The sequence below is a fragment of the Corynebacterium sp. c7Ub_26 genome, from assembly GCF_053760365.1.
Genome location: NZ_JBSNBL010000004.1, coordinates 287,296 through 314,235 on the forward strand (window position 1 = coordinate 287,296; position 26,940 = coordinate 314,235).

At 56.1% G+C, this 26,940-nt stretch carries 21 protein-coding genes; 8 read left to right on the forward strand and 13 right to left on the reverse strand.

Annotated features, from left to right (window positions below):
* Positions 1-5: 5 nt before the first annotated feature.
* Positions 6-950, forward strand: coding sequence for a 3-hydroxyacyl-CoA dehydrogenase NAD-binding domain-containing protein (locus tag ACWORE_RS08705; protein WP_455303544.1), 945 nt, complete (start codon positions 6-8; stop codon positions 948-950).
* Between the two features lie 174 nt (positions 951-1,124).
* Here the strand turns inward: ACWORE_RS08705 and ACWORE_RS08710 are convergent, their stop codons facing one another.
* Together ACWORE_RS08710 and ACWORE_RS08715 are read right to left on the reverse strand one after the other, a co-directional pair.
* A complete protein-coding gene (locus ACWORE_RS08710) occupies positions 1,125-2,804 on the reverse strand; it encodes an AMP-binding protein (RefSeq protein WP_455303545.1) in 1,680 nt (559 codons plus the stop codon).
* 309 nt (positions 2,805-3,113) lie between these two features.
* Entirely contained in the window at positions 3,114-4,175 is a 1,062-nt protein-coding gene (locus tag ACWORE_RS08715; RefSeq protein ID WP_455303546.1) for a GDSL-type esterase/lipase family protein, read from the reverse strand.
* Between the two features lie 618 nt (positions 4,176-4,793).
* Here ACWORE_RS08715 and ACWORE_RS08720 point away from each other — a divergent pair.
* Both ACWORE_RS08720 and ACWORE_RS08725 read left to right on the forward strand, forming a co-directional pair.
* Entirely contained in the window at positions 4,794-6,569 is a 1,776-nt protein-coding gene (locus ACWORE_RS08720) for an oleate hydratase (protein WP_455303547.1), read from the forward strand.
* Positions 6,570-6,806: 237 nt separating this feature from the next.
* Positions 6,807-7,598, forward strand: coding sequence for a GDSL-type esterase/lipase family protein (locus ACWORE_RS08725; protein ID WP_296107064.1), 792 nt, complete (start codon positions 6,807-6,809; stop codon positions 7,596-7,598).
* 296 nt (positions 7,599-7,894) lie between these two features.
* Here the strand turns inward: ACWORE_RS08725 and ACWORE_RS08730 are convergent, their stop codons facing one another.
* Together ACWORE_RS08730 and ACWORE_RS08735 are read right to left on the reverse strand one after the other, a co-directional pair.
* Positions 7,895-8,575, reverse strand: a complete 681-nt coding sequence (locus ACWORE_RS08730; protein ID WP_455303548.1) for an NADP-dependent oxidoreductase — start codon at positions 8,573-8,575, stop codon at positions 7,895-7,897.
* Positions 8,512-8,973 (reverse strand): alcohol dehydrogenase catalytic domain-containing protein, encoded by a 462-nt coding sequence (locus tag ACWORE_RS08735; RefSeq protein WP_455303549.1) that lies wholly within the window; start codon positions 8,971-8,973, stop codon positions 8,512-8,514. The genes ACWORE_RS08730 and ACWORE_RS08735 overlap by 64 nt, the downstream gene beginning before the upstream one ends.
* Positions 8,974-9,545: 572 nt before the next feature.
* Between ACWORE_RS08735 and ACWORE_RS08740 the strand changes: the two genes are divergently transcribed.
* Positions 9,546-10,961, forward strand: coding sequence for a family 1 glycosylhydrolase (locus tag ACWORE_RS08740; protein ID WP_455303550.1), 1,416 nt, complete (start codon positions 9,546-9,548; stop codon positions 10,959-10,961).
* Between the two features lie 104 nt (positions 10,962-11,065).
* Positions 11,066-12,022 (forward strand): esterase/lipase family protein, encoded by a 957-nt coding sequence (locus ACWORE_RS08745; protein WP_455303551.1) that lies wholly within the window; start codon positions 11,066-11,068, stop codon positions 12,020-12,022.
* A 451-nt stretch (positions 12,023-12,473) separates the two neighbouring features.
* Here the strand turns inward: ACWORE_RS08745 and topA are convergent, their stop codons facing one another.
* Both topA and ACWORE_RS08755 read right to left on the reverse strand, forming a co-directional pair.
* On the reverse strand, positions 12,474-15,437 hold the full coding sequence (gene topA, locus ACWORE_RS08750; RefSeq protein WP_455303552.1) for a type I DNA topoisomerase: 2,964 nt from the start codon (positions 15,435-15,437) through the stop codon (positions 12,474-12,476).
* Between the two features lie 280 nt (positions 15,438-15,717).
* Positions 15,718-15,921, reverse strand: a complete 204-nt coding sequence (locus ACWORE_RS08755; RefSeq protein WP_046203272.1) for a cold-shock protein — start codon at positions 15,919-15,921, stop codon at positions 15,718-15,720.
* Positions 15,922-16,204: 283 nt separating this feature from the next.
* Between ACWORE_RS08755 and ACWORE_RS08760 the strand changes: the two genes are divergently transcribed.
* The 3 genes from ACWORE_RS08760 (at position 16,205) to ACWORE_RS08770 (ending at position 21,556) form a co-directional block, all read left to right on the forward strand.
* On the forward strand, positions 16,205-18,040 hold the full coding sequence (locus ACWORE_RS08760) for an alpha/beta fold hydrolase (protein WP_455303553.1): 1,836 nt from the start codon (positions 16,205-16,207) through the stop codon (positions 18,038-18,040).
* Between the two features lie 317 nt (positions 18,041-18,357).
* Positions 18,358-19,110, forward strand: a complete 753-nt coding sequence (locus tag ACWORE_RS08765) for a cutinase family protein (RefSeq protein WP_455303554.1) — start codon at positions 18,358-18,360, stop codon at positions 19,108-19,110.
* Positions 19,111-19,123: 13 nt separating this feature from the next.
* Positions 19,124-21,556: a DEAD/DEAH box helicase gene (locus ACWORE_RS08770; RefSeq protein WP_455303555.1), complete on the forward strand. Its 2,433-nt coding sequence runs from the start codon at positions 19,124-19,126 to the stop codon at positions 21,554-21,556.
* Between the two features lie 47 nt (positions 21,557-21,603).
* Here ACWORE_RS08770 and ACWORE_RS08775 read toward each other — a convergent pair whose 3' ends face one another.
* From ACWORE_RS08775 to ssd, 7 genes are all read right to left on the reverse strand, one after another.
* The gene (locus ACWORE_RS08775; protein WP_406605211.1) at positions 21,604-22,131 is read right to left on the reverse strand and encodes a flp pilus-assembly TadE/G-like family protein; all 528 of its coding nucleotides are present in this window, start codon (positions 22,129-22,131) and stop codon (positions 21,604-21,606) included.
* A gap of 102 nt (positions 22,132-22,233) precedes the next feature.
* Positions 22,234-22,671: a TadE family type IV pilus minor pilin gene (locus ACWORE_RS08780; protein WP_455303556.1), complete on the reverse strand. Its 438-nt coding sequence runs from the start codon at positions 22,669-22,671 to the stop codon at positions 22,234-22,236.
* Positions 22,672-22,709: 38 nt separating this feature from the next.
* A complete protein-coding gene (locus ACWORE_RS08785; RefSeq protein WP_296137489.1) occupies positions 22,710-23,057 on the reverse strand; it encodes a DUF4244 domain-containing protein in 348 nt (115 codons plus the stop codon).
* Positions 23,058-23,257: 200 nt separating this feature from the next.
* Positions 23,258-23,734 carry a type II secretion system F family protein gene (locus ACWORE_RS08790; protein ID WP_296137485.1) on the reverse strand — a complete coding sequence of 159 codons (477 nt, stop codon included), beginning with the start codon at positions 23,732-23,734 and terminating at the stop codon, positions 23,258-23,260.
* Complete coding sequence (locus ACWORE_RS08795) at positions 23,731-24,381, reverse strand: type II secretion system F family protein (protein ID WP_455303557.1); 651 nt, start codon at positions 24,379-24,381, stop codon at positions 23,731-23,733. The genes ACWORE_RS08790 and ACWORE_RS08795 overlap by 4 nt, the downstream gene beginning before the upstream one ends.
* Positions 24,378-25,685: a TadA family conjugal transfer-associated ATPase gene (locus ACWORE_RS08800; RefSeq protein WP_455303558.1), complete on the reverse strand. Its 1,308-nt coding sequence runs from the start codon at positions 25,683-25,685 to the stop codon at positions 24,378-24,380. The genes ACWORE_RS08795 and ACWORE_RS08800 overlap by 4 nt, the downstream gene beginning before the upstream one ends.
* On the reverse strand, positions 25,682-26,836 hold the full coding sequence (gene ssd, locus ACWORE_RS08805; protein WP_455303559.1) for a septum site-determining protein Ssd: 1,155 nt from the start codon (positions 26,834-26,836) through the stop codon (positions 25,682-25,684). Before ssd ends, ACWORE_RS08800 begins: the two co-directional genes overlap by 4 nt.
* Positions 26,837-26,940 lie beyond the last annotated feature (104 nt).

Genomic DNA, 26,940 nt, shown 5'->3' on the forward strand with positions numbered 1-26,940 from the left:
ATGTTGTGAGGAAGAGGGCGCCATCGATAAACAGAACCACCTCTAATTTTAAAAATATTTTTATAGTTCATAGATTCTGTTCAAAAGGAAATCATGTCGATAAATCGCATCCTTATCGCCGGTGGCGGCACGCTCGGAACCCAGTCTGCTCTACAGTTCGCGTTAAACGGAAAATAGTTACTATCTACACCCACGGTGCAGAAGCAATTGACCGAACTAAAACACGCCTCGCCCGCTTTACTGAAGTATATAAGGCCCAAACTGATTACGCGGCACCCGCTATAAGTAAGACGTTAGAGAACATCGAATGCGTAGACAATATCGAAACCGCAGTCTCAGGCGTGGATCTAGTATTTGAATGTCTACCCGAGGATAAGGAACTAAAGCAGAGATTCTTTACGAAAATATCGAAAGACCTAAATCCAGCCACAATCGTGGCAACAAATTCATCTACTTTCCTCCCGAGTTATTTTACAGATTGCTTCAGCGATTCCTCTATCTTCGTTGCGGTTCATCTGGCAAATGAGATATGGGCTCGTAATGTCGCAGAGATAATGCCTCACGCCGATACATCTGACGCTGTACTTGCAAAGATGGAAACTTTCGCTAAAGAAGTAGACTTAAAACCCGTTAGGTTGAACCGTGAACACCCCGGTTACCTCTTAAACTCGGTCCTAGTTCCTTTCATCCGCTCAGGACTGAGCTTAGCCGCGAACGGAGTAGCCAAACCAGAGTCCGTTGATACGGTATGGGAGACGGTTATGGGCTCGGAGGGACCGTTCCATACTATCGACATAATTGGACTCCGAACCGTTTATTCTGTGCTGTCGGCAGAAGCGAAACATGACCTCCCCGGTTCCAAGGAACTGGCAGACTTCATTTTTAAAAATTACCTAGAGAAAGGCCGCCTCGGGGTTGAAAACGGAAAAGGCTTCTACGACTACAGCTAAACAAATAAGTCAGTATCCAACGGTGGGACTTAATCGCGCAATCCTCTCCATTACCTGAATTTACTAGACCCCAATGCATTTGATGACCGGAAGGCGCTTAAACCCCCACGGTTTTGGTTACTCGTGGGGGCAAGATTCAGCTTCTAAGCTTTAATCACTTATAAGCGCCTTAGGTTAATCAGTATACAACTCACCATAGTGAGGCAGTTCGCGCTTAATCACCTTTCCAGTTGGCGAATATGTGAAGTTATTAACAAAGATGACGTCACGAGGAACATGAGCTTTCGTTAAATCGTTTTCAACCCAGTTGCGGATCTTTTCAGCAGTGATGTCAGAGTCAGCGTTTTCATCTTTAATTACGAATGCTCGTAAAGCTTGTCCGGTCTTCTTATCTTCACCGGCGTGAACGTGAACATCCGTTACACCGTCCATCTTGATGAGAGATTCCTCAATCTCAATCGGATATATTTTTTCTCCATACTGAGTAATTACGAGGTCATCTGCACGCCCATATACATAAAGTCGGCCGTCTTTTACCATCCCCCGGTCGTTCATCGGCCAGTAACCATTTAGCTCCGGGATATCAATAGACGGATCGGTGTATCCAGCAAATAGATCAAAACAGGATATCGCAACACGCCCTTCCCGTCCTTCGGGGAGCTCAATACCGTCCTCGTCGAAGATTTTAACAACGCAACCTGGATAAATCTTACCAGTCAGTTCAGGATCTTTAACCAGGTCAGAAGCAGACGCGACGGCAACAGCTGAGGTCTCGCTACTGCCGTACATCGAATACAGGACTGGTCCGAATTTTTCGGCCGATTTCGCTATCTCGTATGGAATGAGTGGACTACCTGAATTAGTAATAATCTTAAGACCTTCATAGTGGTCTATTCCGTTTTCATCCATGTAAGCGATGACTTCTCGGATTCGGGTTGCCGCAGATACCCACATAGTGATCCGATATTTTTGGAGATCATTAATGACTTGTTCCCCAGAAAAATGCCGGCGGGCTACGACTGTAGATTGGGTGAAAAAGGCGAACCCCATGTACGCCCACCCATAAGCATGGAAGAGAACAGCTGTGAGGAGTACCGTCATTCCACGTTCAAGTGGCATAGCGTCAGCAACCGACGCAAACCCTTGAGGAGAGTTGAGAGGCCGACGGACAACACCCTTCGGAGTTCCGGTCGTACCCGATGTCATCACGACGTGCATACCCTTATGTGGTCTTTCCGGGAGGTTATCACCTACAGGGGCAGAGTCGATTATTCCCTGCAGAGTTGGAAATTCCTTTTCCCCTTCAGATTCGAGGTGCGCGAGAATTATCTGCCGTTTCCTCGCTTCGTCGGTGATGACACCTAAGAATTCTTCATCGACTACCAAAATGTCGATATCGTGGAAAGCGAGATATTCTTCAATTTGTCGAGCTGAGGCGTTTGCGTTAATCATGAAAATGTTGTACCCAGCCATTTGGCGAGCACTTAACGGAAGAATTGCTCCTCTCCCATTTAAAGCTAATACGGCGACATTAGCGTTGTCACCTATCCCGCGTGCCCGAAGAGCTTTGGCAAGACGTTGAATCTGGTCATATAGCTCTTCGTAGGTTAATTGACCGTCATCGTCAATCAAGGCCAGCCTGTTCGGTACCTGCCTCGCTCCACGCGCGATGATGAAGCCTTCGAGTCCACCCCACCGCTTCAGATTTTTTATATCCTCTTTGATATCTCCAAACCCTTGCGTTACCGCGAATTTCTTTTCCCTTGATCTTTTGAGCAATAACATAAGCTGCTTGAAAATCTCTCGACGAGAAAGTACGCGGTCGACTCTTGTTTCAAAGGTATATTTAGGCATTGGAGGTCCTCTTAGGAATCGAGAAGATTAGAATTGTTCAAAAAACTAATTTTTCGCCACAAAAGAAGTACCACCACCTGGTAGGTGGCGGCGCCGTTTAAGAACAGACGCGCTCGACATTATTGGGCGCTGTTACCGCTATGAAATGCCTTCCAAAATCGAGGGGGCAGTTGCGTTATAGGTATCTACAACCCACGTAACGAAGCTATCGAAATTAGCAGAAGCCGAATTGAAGAAATCATTCACTGGTTGGAAGGTAGCTTCATAGCCTGCAGGCAGGTGAGTGAAAAACAGCACTATGTCCTCTTTCTATTTCCTGAACTCATTAGCAGCGAAACCACCAATGGCATTGACACCCTGGTCTGTTAAGTGCAACGACAAGTTGAAGTCACCGGTTGTGTTATCAAGCAACACCCCTCCAACCCAGCGGTCCTGAGGCGATGCACATTCCCCATGTCCCTTCGAGAAGGTACGAGTATCGATGTAGCCAACACCATGACGTTGGGCGGCTTCTTGCATCCACTTATTGGAGTTAATTTCTCCTTGAGTGTCCCAGTAGACCGGGAAGGCGTAACTGATATGCCACTTGTTATCTTGGCCTCGCCCATCACCAATATGATAGAGGCACTGCCAGCCGCCAGAGCGATCTTCGGTTATTTCGTGATATCCGACGAACTTGATATTCGCATTCGGCGCATGCTCTTTAGCCTTCGCTACAATCGGATCGATAGCACGCTCAAAATCAGTTTTCTGCGTGGTGGTTCCAAGGCGTTCAGCAATTGCCTGGTCCGGGAGATTCTCACCACTCAATTTCTGATAATTGTTGTAGACATCGTTGTAGCCCCCCTGGATGGCTACGTAGTTTGTACCTGGATTGAGAGCGCCATCAGCAATGGCGTGATCAACTTGATCCATCAACTGATTTCCAGGCCGAAGGGTATAGGCTGTAGCCGCCGCACACGAGTAATCGTTAAGAGGTACTCCGAGTTGGGCAGCCATCTCTTTCGGCAGACTTGGTGTTCCCTGCGCGCATCCCCGCGGATTGATGTTCGGATCTGCACTTACTAACCGCTGCAAGAACTGGTTGTCTGGATTTGATGACGCTACCGAATTTAAGGCCGCGTCCCCTACCTTAGAGTTAGCAAAGATGGAGTCACCAATCGCAACCATATTCCCAGGCTGGACGTTTTCAGGAGCTTTGCCTGGAATTGCCTGGTCGACGTTCAAAGCTGCTTGAATATCAACCGTCGGCAACTCGCGGCCATCGCTGCTAAAAGGACCTGCCGAAACTAAACTCCCTGCACCAACCAAAACTGCACACCCTACAACAGGCGCAGTAATCTTAGCGAGAATACGAGCTTTTTTGCTCATCTGTACCGTCCTCGTTACTAACTTCCTAGGCGGGTTTTTGCCGGTGACCAACCCTGACGATCGCCTGTGAATTCGTTTCGTTTTGAATGATTGTTACACAGCAACAAGAACAAAGCCAACGCTACCCCGCGATAACACAGTGGTTTCCCACGGGAGCCCCGCACAAGTATTGACCATCACCACAGGATATGAACCAGCAAATTCGCGGGGACTGCAGACAAACTGCACATCCACCCTTTGGCTTAGTAGTCTTTACTAGCAAATGGATGAGTGATTTTTATCACATGGATCGCCCACGTTCCGACGGATCAAATCCGCTCATACGGAGAGTATAGCTAATTCGTAAAGTTATGATTCTCTCTTCAGCTCCGTCATAACTGGTCAAACCCCCTCCCACGGAGTCACCGGAACTTGGGAGTCACGCATCTAGTCTTGAGGTACTCCGAGGAGGACATTGCGCCAGAGAGGATTTAGTAGACAATCGCACGCACTTGTCACCTAGTATGTAACAGTTTTCGCTTTACTACCTATTAATCTTCTGGTTGGATTTCGAATACGCATAGCTTTCCCAAGACTGTGCGACTACATCTCGACACAGACTCCACTGGAAGGATGCAAATGAGCATTTATCAGTCCACGTACCCCACTGATCAGTTCGGCAATCGTTATGTCCAAAATGACATGGGCAAGTACATCGAAACGCGGCCCGAGGTACCGAGTGACATTAAAGACCGCAAGGCCTTTTTTGTTGGTAGTGGCATTGGTAACCTCATCGCCGCCGGCTACTTGCTTCGCGATGGACAAATGCCGGGTGAAAATATCACTTTCCTGGAACAACTCGACGTTGCTGGCGGATCCTTCGACGGGGCAGGCAACAACCAGGATGGCTTCATCGCTCGTGGCGGCCGCGAGATGGGGCAACACTTCGAGTGCTTCTGGGACATCATGAAAGATGTGCCGGCAATTGAGATGCCAGCACCTCACACGGTGTTGGATGAGTTTAATAAGGTCAACGAAGACGACCCGAACATCTCCAACTGTCGGATCATCAGCAACCAAGCAACAACGCGTCTAGAAAACCCGAAGCTCGGATTAAATAAGAAAGCTCAGTTGCAGATCGTCAAACTGCTGCTAGCTAAAGAAGAAGACACCTATTACAAGACGATCGAAGACTGGTTCGGGAAGGATTTCCTGGAATCCAACTTCTACACCTTGTGGCAATCCATGTTCGCCTTCCAAGACCATCAGTCGCTCACAGAAATGAAGCGGTACTTCCACCGCTTCTTGCAGTACCTTCCAGGCTTCAGCGACTTCAGCTGTCTTCGGTTCTCGAAGTACAACCAGTTCACTAGCTTCATTGAGCCCCTTCGCAACTTCCTGAAGGATAAAGGCGTGAAGTTCCAATACGGAACCTGCGTCAACGACCTCGATATTGACGTCAAAGGAAGCAGCTTCACTGTCACTGGCATTGTCACGAATAAGGAAACAATCCCGACGCGGCCCCAAGACATCGTTATTGTCACCAATGGTTCGCTGACGGAGTCCACAGGCTACGGGAATATGGACACGGTACCTGAGTTTAAGAAAACTCCGGGGCCTGCGTGGAGTCTGTGGAAGAACATCGCTGAGAAGGCGCCAAATTGTGGGCGCCCGGAGCGGTTCTATTTAGACCCAGAGTCTACTGTGTGGGAATCGATCAGCTTCAACTTCTATGACGGCTATGATAACCCGTTTACTCAGAAGCTTCGGGAACTTACCCAGCGCGACGTCTTCAACGGTCGAGCAGTGACGGCGGGGATCATCACAGCGCAAGATTCCCCCTGGCTGTGCTCTCTCACTGTCCACCGTCAGCCTCAGTTCCCAGGACAACAAGACGGACTATGTGTGGCATGGGCATACGGCCTTCACTGGTGGGAGAAAGGCGCCGTAACCGGAAAACCGATGTTGGAATGCACCGGCGAGGAGGTTCTCCGAGAGTTCTGTTACCACTTCGGTGTTGACGATGTGGAGAATACCATAAAGCACACCAAGGTTCGCCTCGCCGTGATGCCGTACATCACATCTGAATTTGTTCCGCGTGGCGCAGGAGACCGGCCCGATCCCGTACCTGCAGGCTCCACCAACCTAGGCTTCACTGGCCAGTTTGTTGAGACACCGGATGACTGCGTGTTCACGACCGAGGGATCCGCGCGCACAGGCCAAATGGCAGTCTACGGATTGCTGAACCTCAAGCGCGATATTCCGCCGATCTATCCCGTGCAATACGATATCCGCGCCCTGCTCCATTCAGCTTCCGCTATGAACGACGGAAAATTACCAGGAGAAAAGCTTCTGAGGAAGTTCTTGAAGAACACCTACTACGAGAACATCATTCCGAAGGGCTCTAGCCACTAGTTCACTCAATTCGAAACTCAGTCCGAGTAACACTACCCGGACTGAGTTTCGACGTGCTTACTTATAAACACTTACTCCCCCAAAAAATAAACTACTTGATGCACATGACTTAATGTTCTTGATGTATTGACCAGTTTCGGAAGGCATTCTCGGATGAAAACTAGTTCCCTTGCAAAGTCGATCTCACCGTAGATAGCTGGACTCAGCCTCGTCACGGGTATTGGAGTGACAATCGCAATGAGCGTCACAAGTGCTCGGGCTGATGATCCGGGAAACTATGTCAGTTTCGGCGATTCGTTGGCTGCCAATCCGAACATGGTCCAAATCATTGCCGGGCATAATCCGGCACTAGCAGGAGTGTTCAAGACCCCACCGATTCCTGAAGGCTATTGCGCGACTGGGGAGGATAACTTTGCGAATCGCGTAGCACATGACACCGGTTCTTCGGTACACAATTATGCTTGTTCCGGCGCCCCAGGAGTTCTGCCACACCCATTCAATTTTCAGTCACAAGTAGATCATGCTGAAAGAGATCACTCACTAACCAGTGATACACAGCTTGTGACCATCATCTTCGGGATGAATGATACCTATCAAGAGCCTGACGTGACGAAAACACCTGAACAGCGGGAAGCTACATTTTTGCAGGGAATGTCGACTCAGGTCGCTAGAGTGCATTCATTAGCACCAAATGCGAAGGTCATCGTCGTCGGTTATCCGGATCTGACAGACGGACAAAGTAACCTCTGTCCCATTAATTTCGCGGCCAATGTTTCTCGTGTCCATGTCGATGGGCTCGATCAAACCCAAGAAACTGTAAGAGAGTCTCAGAGAAAAATAGCTGAGGACAATGGAGCTATATTCTTGGACATATCAGCCAGTATCAATGCCCAAAGCAATAACAACACCTGTGGTACTGGTGAGCGACTGGCAGCTGCAGATATAGATGAACAAATACATAACTTGTGGGGTCATCTCACTACGGCAGAAAACCAGTATTATGCTGACAGAATAAAAGAGATTCTCTAGCTTTCTTAAAACCGCATTTAATTCAATGATGAGATCCTCTCCTTCTAAGCGGGGATCTCACTTTTTTATAAGACTGTACATCGGCTAAATGGCGCAACTACGTCTGGTTAAATAATAGATTCCTTTTCTGGAAGATCTTCTTTGTTTATGCCCGCTGTGGCGTCGGCGTAGCTGAAAGCTGCAAACATGGATACAACCGGACCACTGCAGGGCCTGTTGGGACAGAAACAAACTCAAGCCCGATCAGATCTGCACGGGGTCTATCACTGATCTCGTGTGGGCTACCCGAGTTACAATCACTTACCCTTAATATCCACTACAACCTTGCCGCGAACACCGTTGCCCGACAGATTTTCCAGCTCATGCGGAATATCGACGTAATTAATTGTGCGGCCCACCACTGGTTTCAGCACGCCGTCCTCACAGAGCTTCGCGAGGTGCGCCAACTGGTCGCCGGAGGGATGCATCAGCAGGAACTCGTACCTCACGCCGGCCTTTTCCGCCATGCGTCGCGTCGATAAGCTAATAGCCCCGAAGAGAAGACGGAGCACAGGGTTCAAGCCCTGCTCCTTAGCCAGCTGCGGCGTCGGGTCCGTTGAGATCCCCACAACGATGCCGCCCGGTTTTACCACCGAGATCGACCGCTTGAGCTGGGGCCCGCCAATCGGATCAAACACCACATCGAGGTCACTCACGTGTTCCTCGAAACGCTGCGTCCGGTAATCAATGACCTCATCCGCACCCAAAGAGCGAACGAAATCCGCGTTTTTGCCCGACGCCGTCGCAATCACATAGGCGCCCACATGGTGCGCCATCTGGACAGCCAAGCTGCCCACACCGCCGGAACCAGCGTGAATTAAAACGCGATCCCCCGGTTTGACGTCAGCTTTCTCCGTCAGCGCCTGCCAGGCAGTCAAGCCGACCAAAGGCACACTCGCGGCGTCGGTGAATGACATCCCCTCGGGCGCCAACGCCACGGTGTCCTCATGGGTGGCGAAGAACGGTGCCAACGCACCCAGCCGGTCCGCTTGAGAGCGGAAAAAACCCGATCCCCCGGCTTAAAGCGCGTTACCTCGGAACCAACCTGACTGACCACGCCAGCGCCATCACTCCCTGAGATCAACGGAAAAACAAAGGACATCAACGCCCGCATCTCCCCGTCCAAGATCTTCTGATCAACCGGGTTGAGCGACGCTGCCCGAACGCTAATCACCACGTCATGCGGATCCGGCTGCGGAACAGGCATATCTTTCTGCGTCAGCTGCTTGTTATAACCAGTGGCCACCCAGACGTCGTGCATGATGTCGGATTTGGGAATATCGGTGGCGGGGGTATTAGAGTCGGAAATCTTCGAACTATTAACAGAATCGTCCATTCCTCCACCATAGACACAGAAGCGGCGAGCGCGATGTGGGAGAGCCGGCGCCACGTGACTATCCCCCACGGCATAAACACACCCCCGCCCCGTGCCCATTACCGTTTTAGGTGATCCTCTTACCCGGGTTGTGGAAATCGAATGAGTCTAGCTCCCATCCCGATGGGAAAGCGATTAGTCGCTGGATCCCGGATATGGCTCTTTTCTGCTCTGCCCCCTGTTTGGTGGGCACCTGATGCCCTCCTTGGTTCAGTGGGGAGGAAGTTAACAGAAAGAGAAACACCACGGACTGTCCATAAAGTCAACACCAGGCCAAAAGTATGAACACTGCACACTAACACTACACATAACACTCATCATGTGTAGTGTTCATGTTGTATGTATGTGTAGTGTTACCCCAAAATGGAGTGCGCTAGGGCGGGATGCTTTCAAATTCTTGGAGGGGCTGTTTGCGTTTGATGCCACCGGCGTATCTACGAGAACTGTTAGCGACATCGCTACGTGATTATTCCCACAACACAAACACGCCATGCGTACCCCCAATTGAGAACCAAAACAGATAATCTGAGCGTATGTTTTCTGGTCTCCATAGCTCCCTCATCACACGTCGGCGATTCCTCACCACAACAGCTGCCGCGATCCTTGCAGCAGGAACGTTAGCCGGCACCACACTCGTCACCGGAAGTGGCACCGCAGCCGCCGGAGACGCACCACATCCCAAAACATTCCTCCGTACCGGGCAGCCCGGTGAACAAGGTCTGTTCCACTGGGGCGTAGCCACCTCTGGTTTCCAAGTCGAAGGCGACAACCGCGACAGCAACTGGAGCCGCTACGCCACGGACCCGAAAGACCCCGACGTAGACCCCGTCGGCAATGCAGCAGACTTCCGCCACCGCTACAAGGAAGACATCGCCAACGCTGCGTCGCTCGGCGTCAACACGTTCCGGTTCGGCGTCGAATGGTCACGCATCGAACCACAACCCGGGCAATTCGACCAGAAAGAAATCGCCTACTACGACGACGTCGTCAAAGAAATCCGCTCCCACGGCATGGTGCCCATGATCACCATGATGCACTACGTTTATCCCGGATGGGTCGAGGATAACGGCGGCATCACCAGCGACTACGCCGCCCAGCACTTCCAGGAATACGCCAACTTCATCACGGATCGGTGGAGCGGCAATGACACCATCTGGATCACGCTTAACGAGCCCTTCGTGTTCTTCGGACACGATGTCGAGATCGGCATTGCCCACGCCACCGACCTGCCAAAGTACATGGACGCTATCGTCCGGCTCAACAAAATCGGGCACGACGCTGCACACAAAGCTGACCCTAACGCCCAAACCGGCACCAACTACGCGTTCCTGCCCACCGTCGCGCCCGCCCAACGCGAAATCCTACAAAAACGCGTAGAGCCCGACGTCGACTTCGTCGGCATCGACTTCTACTACAGTGTTTCCGCCTCCAACCTAAGCGCCATCAACGCGGCATTCGGCGACTTCGCCAAAGTCACGCCGGAGCCCGAAGGCATCTACTACGCCCTCCGCCAATACCACGAGCTCTTCCCAACAAAATCGCTGTACATCGTGGAAAACGGTATGCCCACCGATAACGGCGCCCCCAGACCCGACGGATACGAGCGCGGAGACTACCTGCACGACATCGTCTATTGGCTCCAACGCGCAAAAGCCGACGGCATCCCGCTCATCGGGTACAACCACTGGGCACTCGTCGACAACTACGAATGGGGTGACTACAGCTCACGCTTTGGGCTCTGGACCGTCAACATCAAGGACGACCCCACACTGAAGCGCACGCCGACGCCGGCTGTCGACACCTACCGAGACATCATCGCCAACGACGGAGTTCGGCCCGACGCGAAACTCAACCACGGTCCTTCCGTATGCTCCTTCGACGCGCTCCCCTCGTCATGTACCAAACCCGCCGACCCGAACGGCCCGCGCAAACCGCTACTAGCTAAATAACAGCCATCCAGGTGTCGGCCATCGCTGCGTCGGCTTGTGCCGCGCAGCCTGACCGCACCGGCTGGGCTTCCCATCCGCCCTGTTTCCTGAAAGCGACAAACCCCATGTCACTCACGCATGCCCTCGCGACCAGTTTCGCAGGCGCACTAGCTGCGGCATTAATCTCTGTATCCCCGGCACCAGCGCTCGCTGGTGACGCGCAAACCACAACGCCAGAACCGTCCCACTACCTGGGCAACGCGCCCACCGTCGAAAAGTTCGACTGGGGGAACGACCCCACATGTGTACCCACACCCGAGCACCCCAACCCCGTTGTCCTCGTCCCCGGAACGTGGGCCGGAGCGCATGACATGGCCCCACTGGGGACCTATCTGCAGGGCCACGGTTACTGCGTGTATTCCCTCACCTATGGCATAGATAACCGCTCAATCAGCGGAAAAGCCATGGACATCAAGGGAACCATCACTTCGCACCCGGCAGGTGGCCTAGGAGATATGCATGCCTCCGCCGACCAGCTACACGACTTCGTGCACAACGTCGCCACCAACACCGACGCCGGAGCAGCCTCCGGGAATGTTGATATTGTTGCCCATTCACAAGGTGGGGCCATAACCCGCATGATGCTCAACAAATACGGGGCCAAGGAGGTTTCCCACGTGGTCACCCTGTCCGGCACCAACCACGGAACGACGGAACTTGGCGTCTCCGCCCTCCAACCGAACCGCGACCCGCTGCTACGTACCGCAGGCAACAACATTCTGGGTACCGCCCCCATGCAGCAAGTCACTGACTCTGACGTCGTTGCGCATCTCAATAGCATCCCGGACACCGAGCCTGGGGTCGACTACACAGTCCTCGCCACCGAAACCGACATTGCCTCCACGCCACCCCGCGCCAGCTACCTCACCGCCGGTCCCGGAGCGACAGTCCGCAATGTCATGATCCAAGATGTGTGCCCAGTCGGCCTCTACTACAGCCACGACGACATGCGAGACAAAGCCCCAAGCCACGAACTTGTCGACAACGCGCTTTCCGGGCGTGCTGTGCAGTGCACGTCATAAAGACTTCACCATGTCGTTAGCGTTGAGTAGCGTCAGCCGCGGGTAACGCTCCCGCAAAGCCTTCACCGCGGCGACATGGTCTTTCTCATCCCGCACTTTGGTGATATGCGCAATATGTCGGCGGTGAAATCAGGCTTGAAGTCTGGGTCGGTGCCCCGACGGGAACCCCACACCCCCTTAAGACGCAACCAAAGAGACAGGCGAGGCTAAAGTACACCAACCATGCTCTGCCGGACGTCCAGCTATCGGTATCCGCCAACGTTACGCAAGCGAGGAAGAGAAAATTTATCACGAAGATAAACTTCAACAGGCGGTGCTTCATGGACTTACCCTCTCTGGCCGGCAGCACAGGTGCAACATCACACTGAACATGGGTGTCACACCCAAATTAGCTATCAATTGCTGGAAAAGATAGCGTCACCGGAAAGATGGGCACGTGCAGACGACGAATCTACGACTTCACCGTTTTCTTCGCAGTTGACTTCTTCGACGTCTTCTTGGACGCCTTAGCAGTGGACTTCCGGCCGGACTTCTTCGTCGACTTCCTCGTGCCTTTCTTCGAGGACTTCTTTTTCACTCCACCATTAGCGGCTTCCTTGGCCCGCCGCTCCGACAACAACTCACACGCCCGAGCGTCCGTCATGGCCTCCGGAGTATCACCACGCCGCAAGCTCGCATTGGTCTCACCATCCGTCACAAAGGGGCCAAAACGCCCCTCCTTGACGGTCATAGGCTTGCCCGACACGTCATTGTCGCCCAGCTGCTTCAGCGGAGGCTTCGCCGCAGCACGCCCACGGCGCTTCGGCTCAGCATAAATTCGGCGGGCCTCATCGAGAGTAACAGTGAAAATCTGTTCCTCATCAGCCAGAGAACGTGAATCCGTCCCCTTCTTCAGGTACGGGCCATACCGCCCATTCTGGGCGGTAATAACCTCACCATCCGACGGATCCACACCGACTTCGCGAGGTAAACTCATCAGCTTCAAAGCCTCATCCAACGTCACCGTCGCGGGTTCCATACTGCTAAACAGCGACGCCGTCTTCGGCTTTAGCATCTCCGTGACCAGCTCGTTAACGCGCTTCTCGCGCTTTTTCGCCGCCGTTTTCGTCTCACGGTTCAACGGCTTCTTGCCCTCCGCCTTGCGGCCCTCATCATCGGCATCCCACTCGGCGTCGACGGTCTCCGAGGCTTTCGCCTCGGCCTTCTCGCGCTCGTCGTCGTGGACAAGCTCCGTGACGTACGGGCCATACCGGCCCTCTTTCGCCACAACCATCCGGCCGTTGGCGGGGTTCTCCCCCAACTCACGGCCCGTCGGCGGCGTCGCCAAGAGTTTTTCAGCCAAAGCGAGGTCTAGCTCATCCGGAGTCACTGTGTCAGGCAGATTAGCCCGCTGGGGCTCGTCACTACCCGCAGGCGTGCGCTCCAGGTACGGCCCATAGCGGCCCACGCGCACAACAATCGGGTTGCCATCCTCGTCGTCGAACATGTGAAGCGAGTTCACCGCGCGGGCATCGATGGTCTCCAGGTTGGCGCCGACAAGGTGTTTCAGGCCACCCAGGCGGGCAATCGTCTCCGCTTTCGCGCTCGACGCGCCGTCGTCGCCGTAATAAAAGCCCTCTAACCATCGCGAACGATCCTCGGAACCATTCGCGATAGAGTCCAGCACATCCTCCATCGACGACGTGAAATCGTAATCAATCAGCGAGCCGAAGTTCTGTTCAAGGAGACCAACAACGGCGAACGCCACCCACGACGGCACCAGTGCATTGCCACGCGAATACACATAGCCGCGGTCCTGAATCGTCTTAATAATCGACGCATACGTCGACGGGCGGCCAATCCCCAGGTCTTCCATCTTCTTCACCAAGCTCGCCTCAGTGTAGCGAGCCGGCGGAGTCGTCGAGTGGCCATCGGCCTCGACGTCGGTAGCGGTCAGGCCCTGGCCCTCGGTCAGGACGGGCAAGCGCTTCTCCGCGTCGTCGGCAACATTGCGACCGTCGGCAGTACGAGATACCTCCACGTAGGCCTTCAAGAAGCCGGGGAAGGTGATGGTGCGGCCCGTCGCGGTGAAGACGCAATCGCGGCCGTCCGTGGACTCGCCTGCCACGAACACCTTCATCGACGTGCCCTTCGCGTCGGCCATTTGCGACGCGACCGTGCGCTGCCAAATCAGCTCGTAAAGCTTGAACTCCTCCGCGTCCAGCTGGCCACCCAACTGTCCCGGCGTGGCAAACGACTCACCTGCAGGGCGAATAGCCTCGTGAGCCTCCTGCGAGTTCTTTACCTTGCGGGAATACTGACGCGGAGCGCTTGCCGCATACTTCGCCCCATAGAGCTCCCTGGCCTGCGCTCGAGCAGCGTTAATACCCGACTCCGACAATGTCGTCGAATCCGTACGCATATACGTAATGTGGCCGTTCTCATACAACCGCTGCGCGATGCGCATCGTCCGCTCAGAGGTATAATGCAGCTTCCGGCCGGCCTCCTGCTGGAGCGTCGACGTCATAAACGGAGGATATGGGCGCCGCGTATACGGTTTCTCCTCGACGGACCGCACCGACATCGACGCACCGGACAGCTGGCCGGCCAGATCCTTAGCAGCTTTTTCGTCGAGAGCCACTGCCTTGGACTTCAGCTGGCCATTGTCATCAAAGTCTCGGCCCTGCACGACGCGCTGACCATCGATCTCCGCCAACCGAGCGGGGAAGGAGCGCGGTTCACCCGGCGTACCAGCGTCGGCACCCGAACGAAGAGCAAACGTGCCCGTCAAATCCCAATAATCGGCGGAAGTAAAGGCGATACGATCCCGCTCACGCTCAACGATCACACGAGTAGCCACCGACTGCACGCGACCAGCGGACAGGCGCGGCATCACTTTCTTCCACAACACCGGCGAAATCTCGTACCCGTACAGCCGGTCCAGCACACGACGGGTCTCCTGGGCATTGACCAGGTTCTGATTCAGCTCACGGGTATGTTTCGCCGCTTCCAGGATCGCCGGCTTCGTGATCTCATGGAACACCATGCGACGCACCGGAACCTTAGGCTTCAAAACCTGCAAAAGGTGCCACGCGATGGCCTCACCCTCACGGTCGGGGTCTGTGGCCAGGTACAACTCATCAACCTGCTTCAGCTTCGCCTTGAGGTCCGCAACCTTCTTCTTTTTGTCCTGGTTAACCACATAAAGAGGAGCGAAATCGTTCTCGACGTCGACACCCAAACGAGCCCACGGTTTCTTCTTGTACTTCGCGGGCACATCGGCTGCACCTCTCGGCAAGTCGCGGATATGGCCCACGGAGGCTTCCACGATGTAATCCGAACCGAGGTACGGCTGTATCTTTAGAGCCTTCGTCGCCGACTCCACAATGACCAGCCGTTTCACACCGTCTCCTTCGGCGCTACCAGATGCTGCCACGTTGGGTTCTCGCCTTCCCTTCACACAAGCCCATCACAATGTTCCGAACCAAAGCTAGGCCACATAACTCATTATGAGCTGACCACAATCGCAACTGGGCGTTTCCGTGTCACCTTAGACCATGCACCATAGACAAACGCAAAATTACATATGCAAACCACGTAAAGGGGGTGAAAAAGCCCTTCCGCCGATGACAACCGGTGGAAGGGCTCATTTTTATAGTCGACACCGCACACCATCAGTGATGGCAGTGATTCGGTGAGGACTTACTCGTGAGTTCTTAGAGAGCACGAACCTGCTGAGCCTGGGGCCCCTTAGCACCTTCACCAATCTCGAACTCAACCTTCTGATTCTCCTCCAAGGTGCGGAAGCCGCTTCCCTGGATCTCCGTGTAGTGGACGAAGACGTCCTGCGAGCCGTCTTCCGGAGCAATGAAGCCGAAGCCCTTCTCCGCGTTGAACCACTTCACAGTTCCCTGTGCCATACCTTGTACCCAATTTCTATCGTGCAGCAAAACGACAACCAAACTCAACGATTATCGTCGAAGACCAAGCGTACTCGATCTATTTCAATGCAGCCACGTGTGGCTAGCAGTGGTCAGCCTCCTGCATAGAATGGCCAGGTCAAGGCGGGGACGCGCAGTTCATTGATGACGCGACCACTCATAAACCGTCCCCATTGATCATTATTTTTACTATGCCCAAAGGAACTAAATGTAGCCCTGCTGAGTAAATGGCCTAGTCCTCTCCCCACCCGAAAGCTCCCCTATGAAAACCCACCGCAGCCCGTCCTCACGCTTCAACCAGCATCGGTCCACGCACCGGAAACCTGACTTATCCGGTTTTTCCGGCAACGTTCCGTCTAGAACAATCGCCGCCACCGTCATGGCCGCGACACTCACCCTTTCCGCGCCTGGACTCGCGCACGCTGGCCCTCACCCGCACCCCACGCCACAGGATTCCGCAACAACGCCAACTACGGCGTCGGATAAGTTATCGGATACGGCGTCGAATACGGCGAAACGCCAGGACAATGTCGCCGTGCAAAAGCTGACGTGGGGGCCATGCCCGCCCGGCAGCATGACAGTTGAGCGAGCACAGTGCGCCACCATCACCGTTCCCAAGGACTACGCCAACCCCGACGTCGGGACCATTAAGCTGACGATGAGCAAGATCCCGGCCAAGGGAAGCAAAAAGGGCACTATCGCAGGAAACATCGGTGGACCCGGACTTGACGCACTCGCGATGTTCACCGACGAGACACCGCAGAACACAAGCACCGGCCATGTTCAGATGCCCACCGATGTCCTCGAGCACTATGATTTGGTCGCCGTTGAACCCCGAGGGCTGACCTTTGGTACACCACTCGAATGTGATGAAGGCTTACTCGAATCGCTCACTCCTGGTGGAGGCAACCTGTACCGGGCGTGCGAGCGTACGCAGCCCGGGTACGTCGATACCATCAACACCGAAAGCACGGCCCGCGACGTGGAGGAAGCACGGAAAGCGCTAGGCGAGGACAAGCTCAATCTCTACGGGGTGTCATACGGGGGCCTTCTCATGGCGACCTACGCCACGCTGTTCCCCGAGCACACCAACAAAATGGTGCTCGATTCCAGCATGTCGCCCAATGATGCGTGGTTCGGGCTTGGTGGGAGCCGCATCAAAATCCGGAAAGAAGCGATGAACGCTTTCTTCGATTGGATTGCTCAGAATGACGATAAGTATCACTTAGGAAAGACACCTCGCGAGGTGTACCAATCTTTCACTCGGGTGATTAAAGCGACATATAACGTGACCCCACCGCTAACACCCCCGCCGGCCAACCGCAACGACGTAAACGCCATTCCCGACGACTACGCCGACAGTGCTGTCAGGCTGCTGAGCGCCGTCGACTATGCCTACTGGAGGTCACACACATTCACCGAGTCTTTTGACCTTCTGAAGCGATTCGGCGCCCAGCAAGCGCTCTCTCCGCTGGGCGAAGCTCTGTATTCCCAGCAAGCGTGGCCAGATACCGCGGCCGCAATTGCAGAAAGCGCCTCCTCAGACCCCATCAGGCCACTCGATGAAATCCTGGTGGAGAAAGAAAAGGAGCGAACACCTGAGCTTGCCAAGTTAGAGGACATGGCCAAGAAGGAGACAGAGGAAGCAGATAACCCGGATGCGAGCGAAAGCAGTGCGGAGGATGAGACGCTAAAGAACCTCGTTAAGCAGTCAATCCAAATGGGGTTGGTGAACCAGACCATTATGTGTAATGAAAATGCCAACTCGCCAGACCGGAGCCAATATATTCCTTCACTGATTAACCAGTACACGGGTGGGGATCAATTCGTTGCCGTGGACCAAATGATCGCCAGCGGTCAACAATGCGATGGGTGGCCCCATAACAAACCGATCATGAAGGTCAATGGGGATAAATTGGCAGTCAAGCCGCTCAACTTGGGCTATGACAAAGACACGGCGGTGACACCACATGGCACACCCGAGATGCATGACGCCATGGGCGGCACTGTGCACACCTTCAAGGGCTACAGCCACGGTGTTCTTGCCGGGAACGCGGCCGACGCGGCGGACATCGTATCCGAATATTTCAAGGACTAACGGGCGAACGGCTCGAGGTGGCACGGTTTCCCCATCGGGACTGCTACGCCGCGACCCAAGGAACAATGTAGCTACTTCGTAGCACTATGATGTAGCTCGCGCATCGGTGTAGCGCACATTATCTTTGTCGCAGTTCACCATCTTTGTCGCAGTTCAACGACGATTGTCCTGCTAGTGAAAGGGATTCCCTTGCTCCCCTTGCTCAAAAGAATTGCAGCATCGGCCGCATCAGTAGCCATCACAGGTTTAGCTGTCATTTCCGCATCTTCAGCCACGGCGGCCGCATAGCCCACCCTGCCGACTTCGCTATCGAGTTCATGTCCGGGAATGCAACTATTTACATGGCGCCCATGGGGACAAATTCCAGCCTGTACCCGGCGGAGCTCCCCCATTACACAGATATTCCGCAATATTTTGGATTATCGAATGCCAATAACAAGCTGTACACGCTGCCCTATGACTCCGTCTTAACCACCAATCTGAAGACTTACCGGGAAACGCGAGATAGCGGCATATCTCAGGCGACGAAAATTATTCAACAAATCGACTCCCAATGCCCCCACACGCGTTTCCATTTCTATGGATACTCCGAGGGGGCCGATGTTGCTGCTCACCTCGTTAATTCCATTGCGCAAGGGAACGGCCCCATTAGCAAAGACCAGCTTGGATCCTCAGTCATGCAAGGTAACCCGGTTCGGCAAACCAATGGGGTTACTAACATTGGCACTGCCCCCGTCGACGACAAACCTCTCTTTCAACCTCTAGACTATGGCGACCAATCAAACAAAGTTATGGAAATCTGTGATGCCAGGGATTTCGCGTGTGATACCTCAGCGTCGGCACCTGAATTACTGCACCACGTTCTTGGTGACCAAGCGGCGGACGTCGCACTACTCAGAGGACAAATAGATATCCCCGCGATTATTTCTCACCTTGATCCCCCGACAATTTTTAACATCATGGCCCAGGAACCCAGCCGCGGAGAAGGCGGATCGGTCCATAGCTACAACTACTATTTACCGCGCAATCTTCTTCCGGCCATCGGTTTTATCAAGCAGCACGAAGCGTAGAAGCGCAGAAGTAGTGGCATACCCTAAAAGTTTCGGCGAGGAACTCCTGGAGAGCATCCGCGCAACGTTTTCCCGCTCCGAAATCCTCCACACCGAGACACTTCCGGCGCGGCAGGGGCGGCATGAGGATTGGCCGTCGTGGCTACCCCGGGATTTTTGCGCCCACCTTATTGACCAGGGCATCGCACGGCCGTGGGCCCATCAGGTGCGCGTCGCGAATGCTCTGCGGGAGGGGCGTGACACGGTGGTGGCCACCGGCACCTCGTCGGGAAAGTCTCTCGGTTACCAAATGCCGATTCTGACCACTCTTGCTGAAGAAAAGAATGCGACTGCCCTGTATTTGACACCGACGAAGGCGCTCGCGAATGATCAACTGGCTCATGTGGCGGGGATGACGCACGAAGTTGGTTCGCTCCGGGGTGTCAGTATCGGTGGGTATGACGGCGATACTCCACCAGAGGCCCGGCGCGCTATTCGGGATAGTGTGCAGTGGGTTTTCACCAACCCGGACATGGTGCAGCTGTCGGTGCTGGGTGCGCATGCGCGGTGGGGGCGATTGTTGCGCAACCTGCGATACATCGTTGTGGATGAGTGTCACGCGTATCGCGGGATGTTTGGCGCCCATGTTTCCCTTGTCTTGCGACGTCTTGACCGCCTGGCCAGGGCGTATGGCGCTTCTCCGGTGTTTGTGATGGCGAGTGCGACGGCGTCGCGTCCTGCGGTTCATGCGTCTCGGCTGTGTGGTCACGATGCTGATGGTTTCGTCGAGGTTACTGACGACGCTTCTCCTGCCGGCGAGCGGACGGTGGTGTTGTGGGAGCCGAGTTTCCTTCCCGACATAGAGGGCGAACATGGAGCGCCTGTGTGCAAACCCGCGACCCAAGAGGCTGCGGATGTGATGGCGAATCTGGTTGCACAGGGTGCTCGGACCTTGACGTTTGTGCGGTCGCGTCGGTCGGCTGAGACAGTAGCTGCCCGTGCGTCGGAGGCCCTGGGGCGGTTGGGGCGCCCCGAGGATGCTGCGAGGATTGCGGCTTATCGTGCTGGTTACCTTGCGGAGGACCGACGGAAGCTGGAGCACGATTTGGACAATGGAAAGCTGCTGGGGGTAGCGACCACCAATGCGTTGGAGCTCGGGGTGGACATTGGTGGCTTGGATTCCGTTGTGGCCTGCGGTTATCCGGGGACGATTGCGTCGTTTTGGCAGCAGGCGGGCCGTGCTGGGCGGCGGGGGCAGGGGTCGTTGGTCACGCTGATCGCCCGCGATGAGCCGATGGATACGTATCTTGTTCATCACCCCGAGGTGTTGTTGGGGTCGCCGGTGGAGCAAACGGTGTTTAACCCGCACAACCCGTATGTGATGGTGCCTCATTTGTATTGCGCTGCGGTGGAACGCCCGCTGACCGATGAGGAAATTGACCAGTGGGGTGCGTGGTCGAGTGCCGAGTATTTGCGCGACGCTGGCCTGTTGCGGAGGCGGCGACGTGGCTGGTTTGCGGTGGAGAGGCCAATTGAGGCGTGGAGCGCGCCGGATGACGCTGAGACCCGTGGGGCTGAGGCAGCTGGGTTGGGTGCTCTCCTCCCTCCCGATATTTCCCCGGTGAACGCGCATTCGGTGGTCAGTATTCGCGGCGACGATGGCGGTGACGTCGCCATCGTGGAGGGCGACACCTGCCGGCTGGTGGGCGTGATCGACCAGGGCCGAGCCATGAGCCAGACGCACACCGGTGCTGTGTATCTGCACCAGGGCGACAGTTACGTCGTCGATGATCTCAGTGTGGACGATGGCCTGGCTCTGGTTCATCGCGAGGCTCCCGCGTGGACTACCTGGGCTCGAGAGAACACCGACATTCGCGTCCTTTCTACTCTTTCTTCCCACGAGTTGGGCGATGGCGTGTGGTTGGCTTTTGTGGAAGTTGAGGTCACTCACCAGGTTGTTGACTACATGCGGCGGATGCCTAATGGTGAGGTCCTCGATGTCGTCTCCCTTGATCTGCCGGAACAAACATTGACGACGACGGCCGTTGCGTACACGGTGGAGCCCTCCACCCTTCGCCGGTGGGGTGTGGAGGAACGAGACTGGCCGGGCTCGTTGCATGCGGCTGAGCACGCCGCGATCGGAATGTTGCCTTTGATCGCGACGTGCGACCGTTGGGATATCGGCGGCGTGTCCACTGCGCTGCACCAAGACATTGGCTTGCCGACGGTGTTCGTGTACGACGGGTACCCGGGCGGAGCGGGTTTCGCCGAGTGCGGATACCGACGCTTCCACGAGTGGATTACAGCAACAGCAGAGGCTGTCGCCCATTGCGAGTGTGAAAATGGGTGTCCTTCCTGCGTTCAGTCGCCCAAATGTGGGAATGGGAATGAGCCTTTGGATAAGGCCGGCGCTGTGCGGGTGCTCCGAGGATTGGAATCGCTGGGGCGTGAGGCGCTGGAGGCCTGAGCCCCTGTAGCCATGAGCGTGCGAGCGCCAGCCTGCGAGCGTCCTATTTATGTAGGCCCGGCGCGTGCGCTCGCGGTGGCCGTGAATGGTGAGTGTGGTCCCGATACCTCGACGGACACGATAACGTCTTCGTCCTCAAACGTGCATGAGCGCAGCGAGGCGCTATTTTCCGTGGCAACCTGCTGGGCCAACGCACACGCCGTGGACGACTCTGGCGGTGTGCTCGTCACAGTTGAGAACTCCCGTGTTGTACTCGCCGATGAGAACTCTGGCGACGCGTTCACCGTGGACGACATTGGTGCGGCATTTTCCAGGCCAGGATCCGGCACCGCGTTTCCCGGATCCGCGTTTATAGGCGCCGTGGCGGCGATGGCATGGTCGCCGTCGGTAATAGTTGCTTGTAGCGCGTAGGCCGCCGCGAGTGCGGACAAATCCGCTGCTCTATCCGCTTTTTTGGAGTCGATTACTTTAGCCCCAACGGCGACCAGCGTTCCGAAAACACCGATGACCACTGTGCACACCACCGCTCCCACCACGGTCATCGACCCCCGGCACCAGAATTCACTTCCGCCCACGTTACGTTCCCCCTCCATTTTGTGCCTGTCGTTAAGGCGCTAGCTATTCGCACCCACGTATCCCGTGCGCCCACTGATCGTGATCAGTCGGACTTAACCGGATTAGCCGGCGTCACCAGAGCTTCCGATGTTCTCTTCGTTCACGGCCACCGACGTCGACTCCGCATCTTTCAGTGGGTTCTTCACTGTGACCGTTACTTTCACGAAGCCGGGCTGACCTCCCGCGCCTGGTGTCGTCGCCACCGTTATGGTCGAGTTTTTCACTGCGCTAGCCAGGTGTTGTTCGACTTCAGAGCGGTTTTCTCCTCGTGCGATGGCTCGCGCCGCATTTGCCGACGCCTCCGTTGCCGCCACCTGATTCGCCACGGCCATGACCCCCACGATGACCATTCCCACGACGACGAGCACCATGGAGATCGCGAACGCAGCTTCGATAGTGACGCTTCCCCTCGCCCACCACGACGCCGTGGCGTCGGGTTGAGGAGCGTCGGAATCAGCGTCGTTGTTCTCCACGGGGCACGGGCCAGGAGAGACCGGCATGGTGTCGTCGGTTAACCGTGAACTTATCGATGCCCGGTTCACTTCTTTTTGCTGTTCAGAGCATCTTCGATAATTCCCTTGAGTGCATTTTCTACCTCGCCACCTGAGACGACGACGTAGAGCAGCCCGGCAAAGGCGGCCGCAGCCACGCACACCAAGGCGTATTCCAAGGTGGCCATGCCACGCTCGTTAAACAGCGCCGCGCGGGCTCGATCCCACCACCTCATGGGCGAGGGCTCGGACGTGTTCTTGTTATCCGAGATAGAAATGTCATCCGAAGGAGAATCGACGGATCGTGAGGAGAGCTGAACGTCAGTGGCCTCTGATGTGTGCTGCTCAGCAATCTGGTTGGTGGATACTGCGTGGGTAGGTACTGCACAAGTCATGATGAGTCCTTTCGAAAAGATGGCGGATGACAGGCCACACACCAACAGTGAGGCCTAAAACGCCAGGTCAATGGATATGGAGAAATAAAACTTGATTGAGAAATAACCTCGAAAAATAAAAAAGAGGCACATAGACCGAATGGAATGCTGCGGTGGACCGCGGCCACCCATCGGCCTCTGGATCGTGATGGTTACCGTCGTCATGACAACCCCGATAACAGTCCGATAGCAATAGGAACTAACCCCACCGCTATAAAGGCCGGAAGGAAACAGAAGCTCAACGGCAGCGCCACATACACGCTGGCTTTCTCGGCCTCCGCTACCGCCTGGTCCGTCGCCCGATGCCGCATATGCATCGACAACGCCCCGATATCGGCCGCTAACCGGGCACCCGAGCGTGCACTCCGACGCGCACGTCGAGCAAAATCTCCTAACACCTCGTTCTCGGCGCACAATGCCCACGCGATGTCGGAATCCACCCCCATCGCCAACCGGTTCGCCGTGCCCTTCCAGACGTCAACAAATTGGGACCCACCACTATCGGCAACCGCTCCCACCGCTGCGCCTACCGGAAGGCCACACGACAAACACGCTTTCACCAGATCCAAATCGGCGGCCGCATTCAACATGGCCCCCGCACGCCCCACGCTCCCGACGTTCTTCTTCGCCGTAGTCACACCGCCACCGCCTTCGCCATCAGCGCGCGGGACCACTCCAGCCCCACGACCTCTAGAACAACCCCGACCAGGAGCAACAGCCCACCGAGCTGCGTCGTCAATAAAAACTGAATGGAGCCCGCACCCATGGACTGGCCCATTGCCACTCCGACGAGGGGCAGAAACATCAGCACGCGGGTCGACGCTCGTGGGCCCGCCAGCGATGCCTCGGTGCGCTCCTGGTGATGGAGCTTCGCCTGGAGATCTGCCGCCGTGGCCTGCATGACCTCCGCTAAAGGCACGCCAGTGCGGTGCGACACCAACCATGCTCGGGCGATCGCCTGCCGCCCGACTTGCTCGGGCTCGCTGGACCACGTGTTCAGAGGAGCGCAAGGAGCGCCCAACCAGGCACAATGGTTCACCATCGTTCGAAGCTCGCGCGCGACCTGGCCTTCCATGTCGTCAGCCCCGTCCATTTCGTCGGCAACGTGACGAACCGCCACCAAGGGGCTTGCACCGGCCAGTAGTTCACTCGCGATCATGCTGCTGGCCTGCGCCCACTGAGCTATTACTTGGCGTTGATTAATGCGAACCTGCTTATCGCTGCGGGCTCGTTGAGCCTCCACCACCGCGATCACACACGACAGCGGCACACCGACCGGGATCATCGCGCACCACCTCGCACGATACGTTCCCACAATGGCCATGCATCGGTGCGGCCACCGTCGGCCGTCCACACCATCACGACTCCGGGAGACGATGAAACGCCTGGATACAGTGGTTGTTCGTCGTTCCGATTCCCGTCGAAGAAGGAGGAATTCTTCCCTACCGGTGGCACTACTCCCACGCTCGCGAGGCGACGCGATGAGGTCCGCTCGACGTGGACAACAACCCGAATCGCAGCGCGGAATTGAGTCCTCACCGACTCCGGAGACATCCCCGCCATAGCGCCCAGGGCCTCGCACCGCGCCGGAATTTCCTCCGGCCCATTCGCGTGAATAGTTCCGCAACCCCCGTCGTGACCAGTGTTTAAGGCCGCGAAAAGTTCCTGAATCTCGGCGCCACGGATCTCACCCACCACGATCCGATCCGGCCTCATCCGCAACGTCTGCTTGACCACATCACGCAACGTGATCTCCCCCTGTCCTTCCACATTGGGCGATGTCGTCGTCAACGCGACAACATGCGGATGCCGGGGATGCAGCTCACGAGTGTCCTCCACGCACACGATCCGCTCGTCCGGCGACACCTCCGCAAGCAGGGCGGACAGCAGCGTCGTCTTTCCCGCGCCCGTCCCACCAGAGACCACAAATGCCTGACGGCTCCGCACCAACGAGCGCAACTCGTCGGCCATATCGGGCGGCACGCTGCCACTGCGAACAAGGTCATTCAGGCTGGTCGACGCCGTCCCCAACACGCGCAGAGACAAACACGGGTGCTCAACGACGGGCGGCAACACGGCGTGAACACGAACGCTCCCGCCGGCAGCGTCGCGTTGATAAAAACCGTCCGCATAGGGCGACGCATCATCCAAGCGACGCCCACACGCGGCTGCTAAACGAACGGCTGTCGCCCGCACGTGGTCGTCGTCGCGGAAGAGAGAATCCACACGACACAAACCGGCCGGGCCATCAACCCACACTTCCGAAGCCCCATTGACCAGCACGTCAGTCACATCCGGCAGATCCAGCAGCGACTCCACCGGCCCGGCACCGTGGATCTCCCCACGAATCCGACGAACCTCTTGCACGACGCCCGACATCCCGATGCCCGGATATTCCGCCCGTACCGCTGAGGCAATTGCCGACGTTGACATATCTCCATTGCCCTGCGCAAGCCTCATGCGGATTCGGTCGCTCGCTGCTCCTGCCTGTGCCGACGCCCCTGCGTGTGCCAGGACGTCGTCGCTGTGAGCAGCCGAATTATCCGCACTCGAATGACATGACTGCACAAAACTCCGAACCCTGCTCATGCTGCCAACTCCCCCATGCGCGCGGCACGGCTCTGAGCACTATTGATGGCGCACTCATCGAGCGGCAACGATGGCATGCTGTTCTTTATGTAGCCATCTGCGATCTCACGCAACCCAGACACCATGCGCGCGAAGCTCGACCGCCCACACAGCCGAAGCCCCGTCTCCTCGATTTCCTTCGCGATCTTTTTCTCAGACGTGAACTCGGCCACCACCGGCATCGACGTCACAGATTCAACGTCTTTGACCCCCACCGGCGAGACCGCCTCATGCTTCACCACAGCCACCGGGTCCGCACCGCCCTGGCGCGTCACCCTCGACCAGCGCACTGCCCCGCCTAAACCACGCAATGTCGCAGGGACGACCACAAAAACACAATCGCAGCCAGTGAAGTCCGACGCCTCCCACCAGGTCGCCCCCGACACGTCGACCACCACTGATAATCCCTCACGGGCGAGCGCACCCGCCACACGCTGCACCAATGCGCCACGCTGATTCCACTCCACGGCAGCCGGAGCACCGCGTCCCACCGACAACACACCCACGCCTTCTGGGGTCGCGGGGATATTTGTCGCCACCGCGCGCCCATCAACCCCTCCGTCTTGCCACCCTCGCACGCTCACATCACCCCACCTCATGCCCGGCTCACTTTCCACGCCGAGGAGGACATCGTCCGCGCCGGACACACAATTCGCGTCCACCACCACAGACCCACGCCCTGATCGAACCCATGACAACGCCAGACCAGCCGAAAGAGTACTTCCACCCGCGCCGCCGACGGCAGAGACCACCGCTACCCAACCGCCTGACACGGCACCTCGGGAGCATCGCGTCGACAATGCCTCCACCAAGTCGCCCGACCGCGCAGGCAACACCATGACGTCCTCGGCACCCACCTGCACACCCCGCTCCCAAGGCGGAGTGCCCACGCACACCACAAACACACCACGCCGGGGAGGGAGCGCTAATGACGACACCTCGTCCAGGCCCTCGCAATCGGCCACCACGGCGTCGGCACTGCGCCACCGGGACGCCAACGCTGCATCCATCAGACCATCGATAAGTGAAAATCCCAGAACAGCCGCACATTGTTCGACTTCTGCTAGCAAGTGGGGGTCCGCCACTAAGCACACAATTTCTTTCGAGGACATGGGGCAATCGTGGCAGAAACGGTGGCAGATCGTACCGAAGAAGAGGGCGGAAATCGGCCTCGTTGTGGATAAAATAAAGTTATCCACAGATTTAGCGCGCACAC

Excerpts from the sequence above, each read along its gene's own strand:
- ACWORE_RS08710 (WP_455303545.1), bottom strand. The coding sequence starts at position 2,804 with ATGCCTAAATATACCTTTGAAACAAGAGTCGACCGCGTACTTTCTCGT.
- ACWORE_RS08715 (WP_455303546.1), bottom strand. The coding sequence starts at position 4,175 with ATGAGCAAAAAAGCTCGTATTCTCGCTAAGATTACTGCGCCTGTTGTA.
- ACWORE_RS08720 (WP_455303547.1), top strand. The coding sequence starts at position 4,794 with ATGAGCATTTATCAGTCCACGTACCCCACTGATCAGTTCGGCAATCGT.
- ACWORE_RS08725 (WP_296107064.1), top strand. The coding sequence starts at position 6,807 with ATGAGCGTCACAAGTGCTCGGGCTGATGATCCGGGAAACTATGTCAGT.
- ACWORE_RS08735 (WP_455303549.1), bottom strand. The coding sequence starts at position 8,973 with ATGGACGATTCTGTTAATAGTTCGAAGATTTCCGACTCTAATACCCCC.
- ACWORE_RS08740 (WP_455303550.1), top strand. The coding sequence starts at position 9,546 with ATGTTTTCTGGTCTCCATAGCTCCCTCATCACACGTCGGCGATTCCTC.
- ACWORE_RS08745 (WP_455303551.1), top strand. The coding sequence starts at position 11,066 with ATGTCACTCACGCATGCCCTCGCGACCAGTTTCGCAGGCGCACTAGCT.
- ACWORE_RS08755 (WP_046203272.1), bottom strand. The coding sequence starts at position 15,921 with ATGGCACAGGGAACTGTGAAGTGGTTCAACGCGGAGAAGGGCTTCGGC.
- ACWORE_RS08760 (WP_455303553.1), top strand. The coding sequence starts at position 16,205 with ATGAAAACCCACCGCAGCCCGTCCTCACGCTTCAACCAGCATCGGTCC.
- ACWORE_RS08765 (WP_455303554.1), top strand. The coding sequence starts at position 18,358 with ATGTCCGGGAATGCAACTATTTACATGGCGCCCATGGGGACAAATTCC.
- ACWORE_RS08780 (WP_455303556.1), bottom strand. The coding sequence starts at position 22,671 with ATGCCGGTCTCTCCTGGCCCGTGCCCCGTGGAGAACAACGACGCTGAT.
- ACWORE_RS08785 (WP_296137489.1), bottom strand. The coding sequence starts at position 23,057 with ATGACTTGTGCAGTACCTACCCACGCAGTATCCACCAACCAGATTGCT.
- ACWORE_RS08795 (WP_455303557.1), bottom strand. The coding sequence starts at position 24,381 with ATGATCCCGGTCGGTGTGCCGCTGTCGTGTGTGATCGCGGTGGTGGAG.
- ACWORE_RS08800 (WP_455303558.1), bottom strand. The coding sequence starts at position 25,685 with ATGAGCAGGGTTCGGAGTTTTGTGCAGTCATGTCATTCGAGTGCGGAT.
- ssd (WP_455303559.1), bottom strand. The coding sequence starts at position 26,836 with ATGTCCTCGAAAGAAATTGTGTGCTTAGTGGCGGACCCCCACTTGCTA.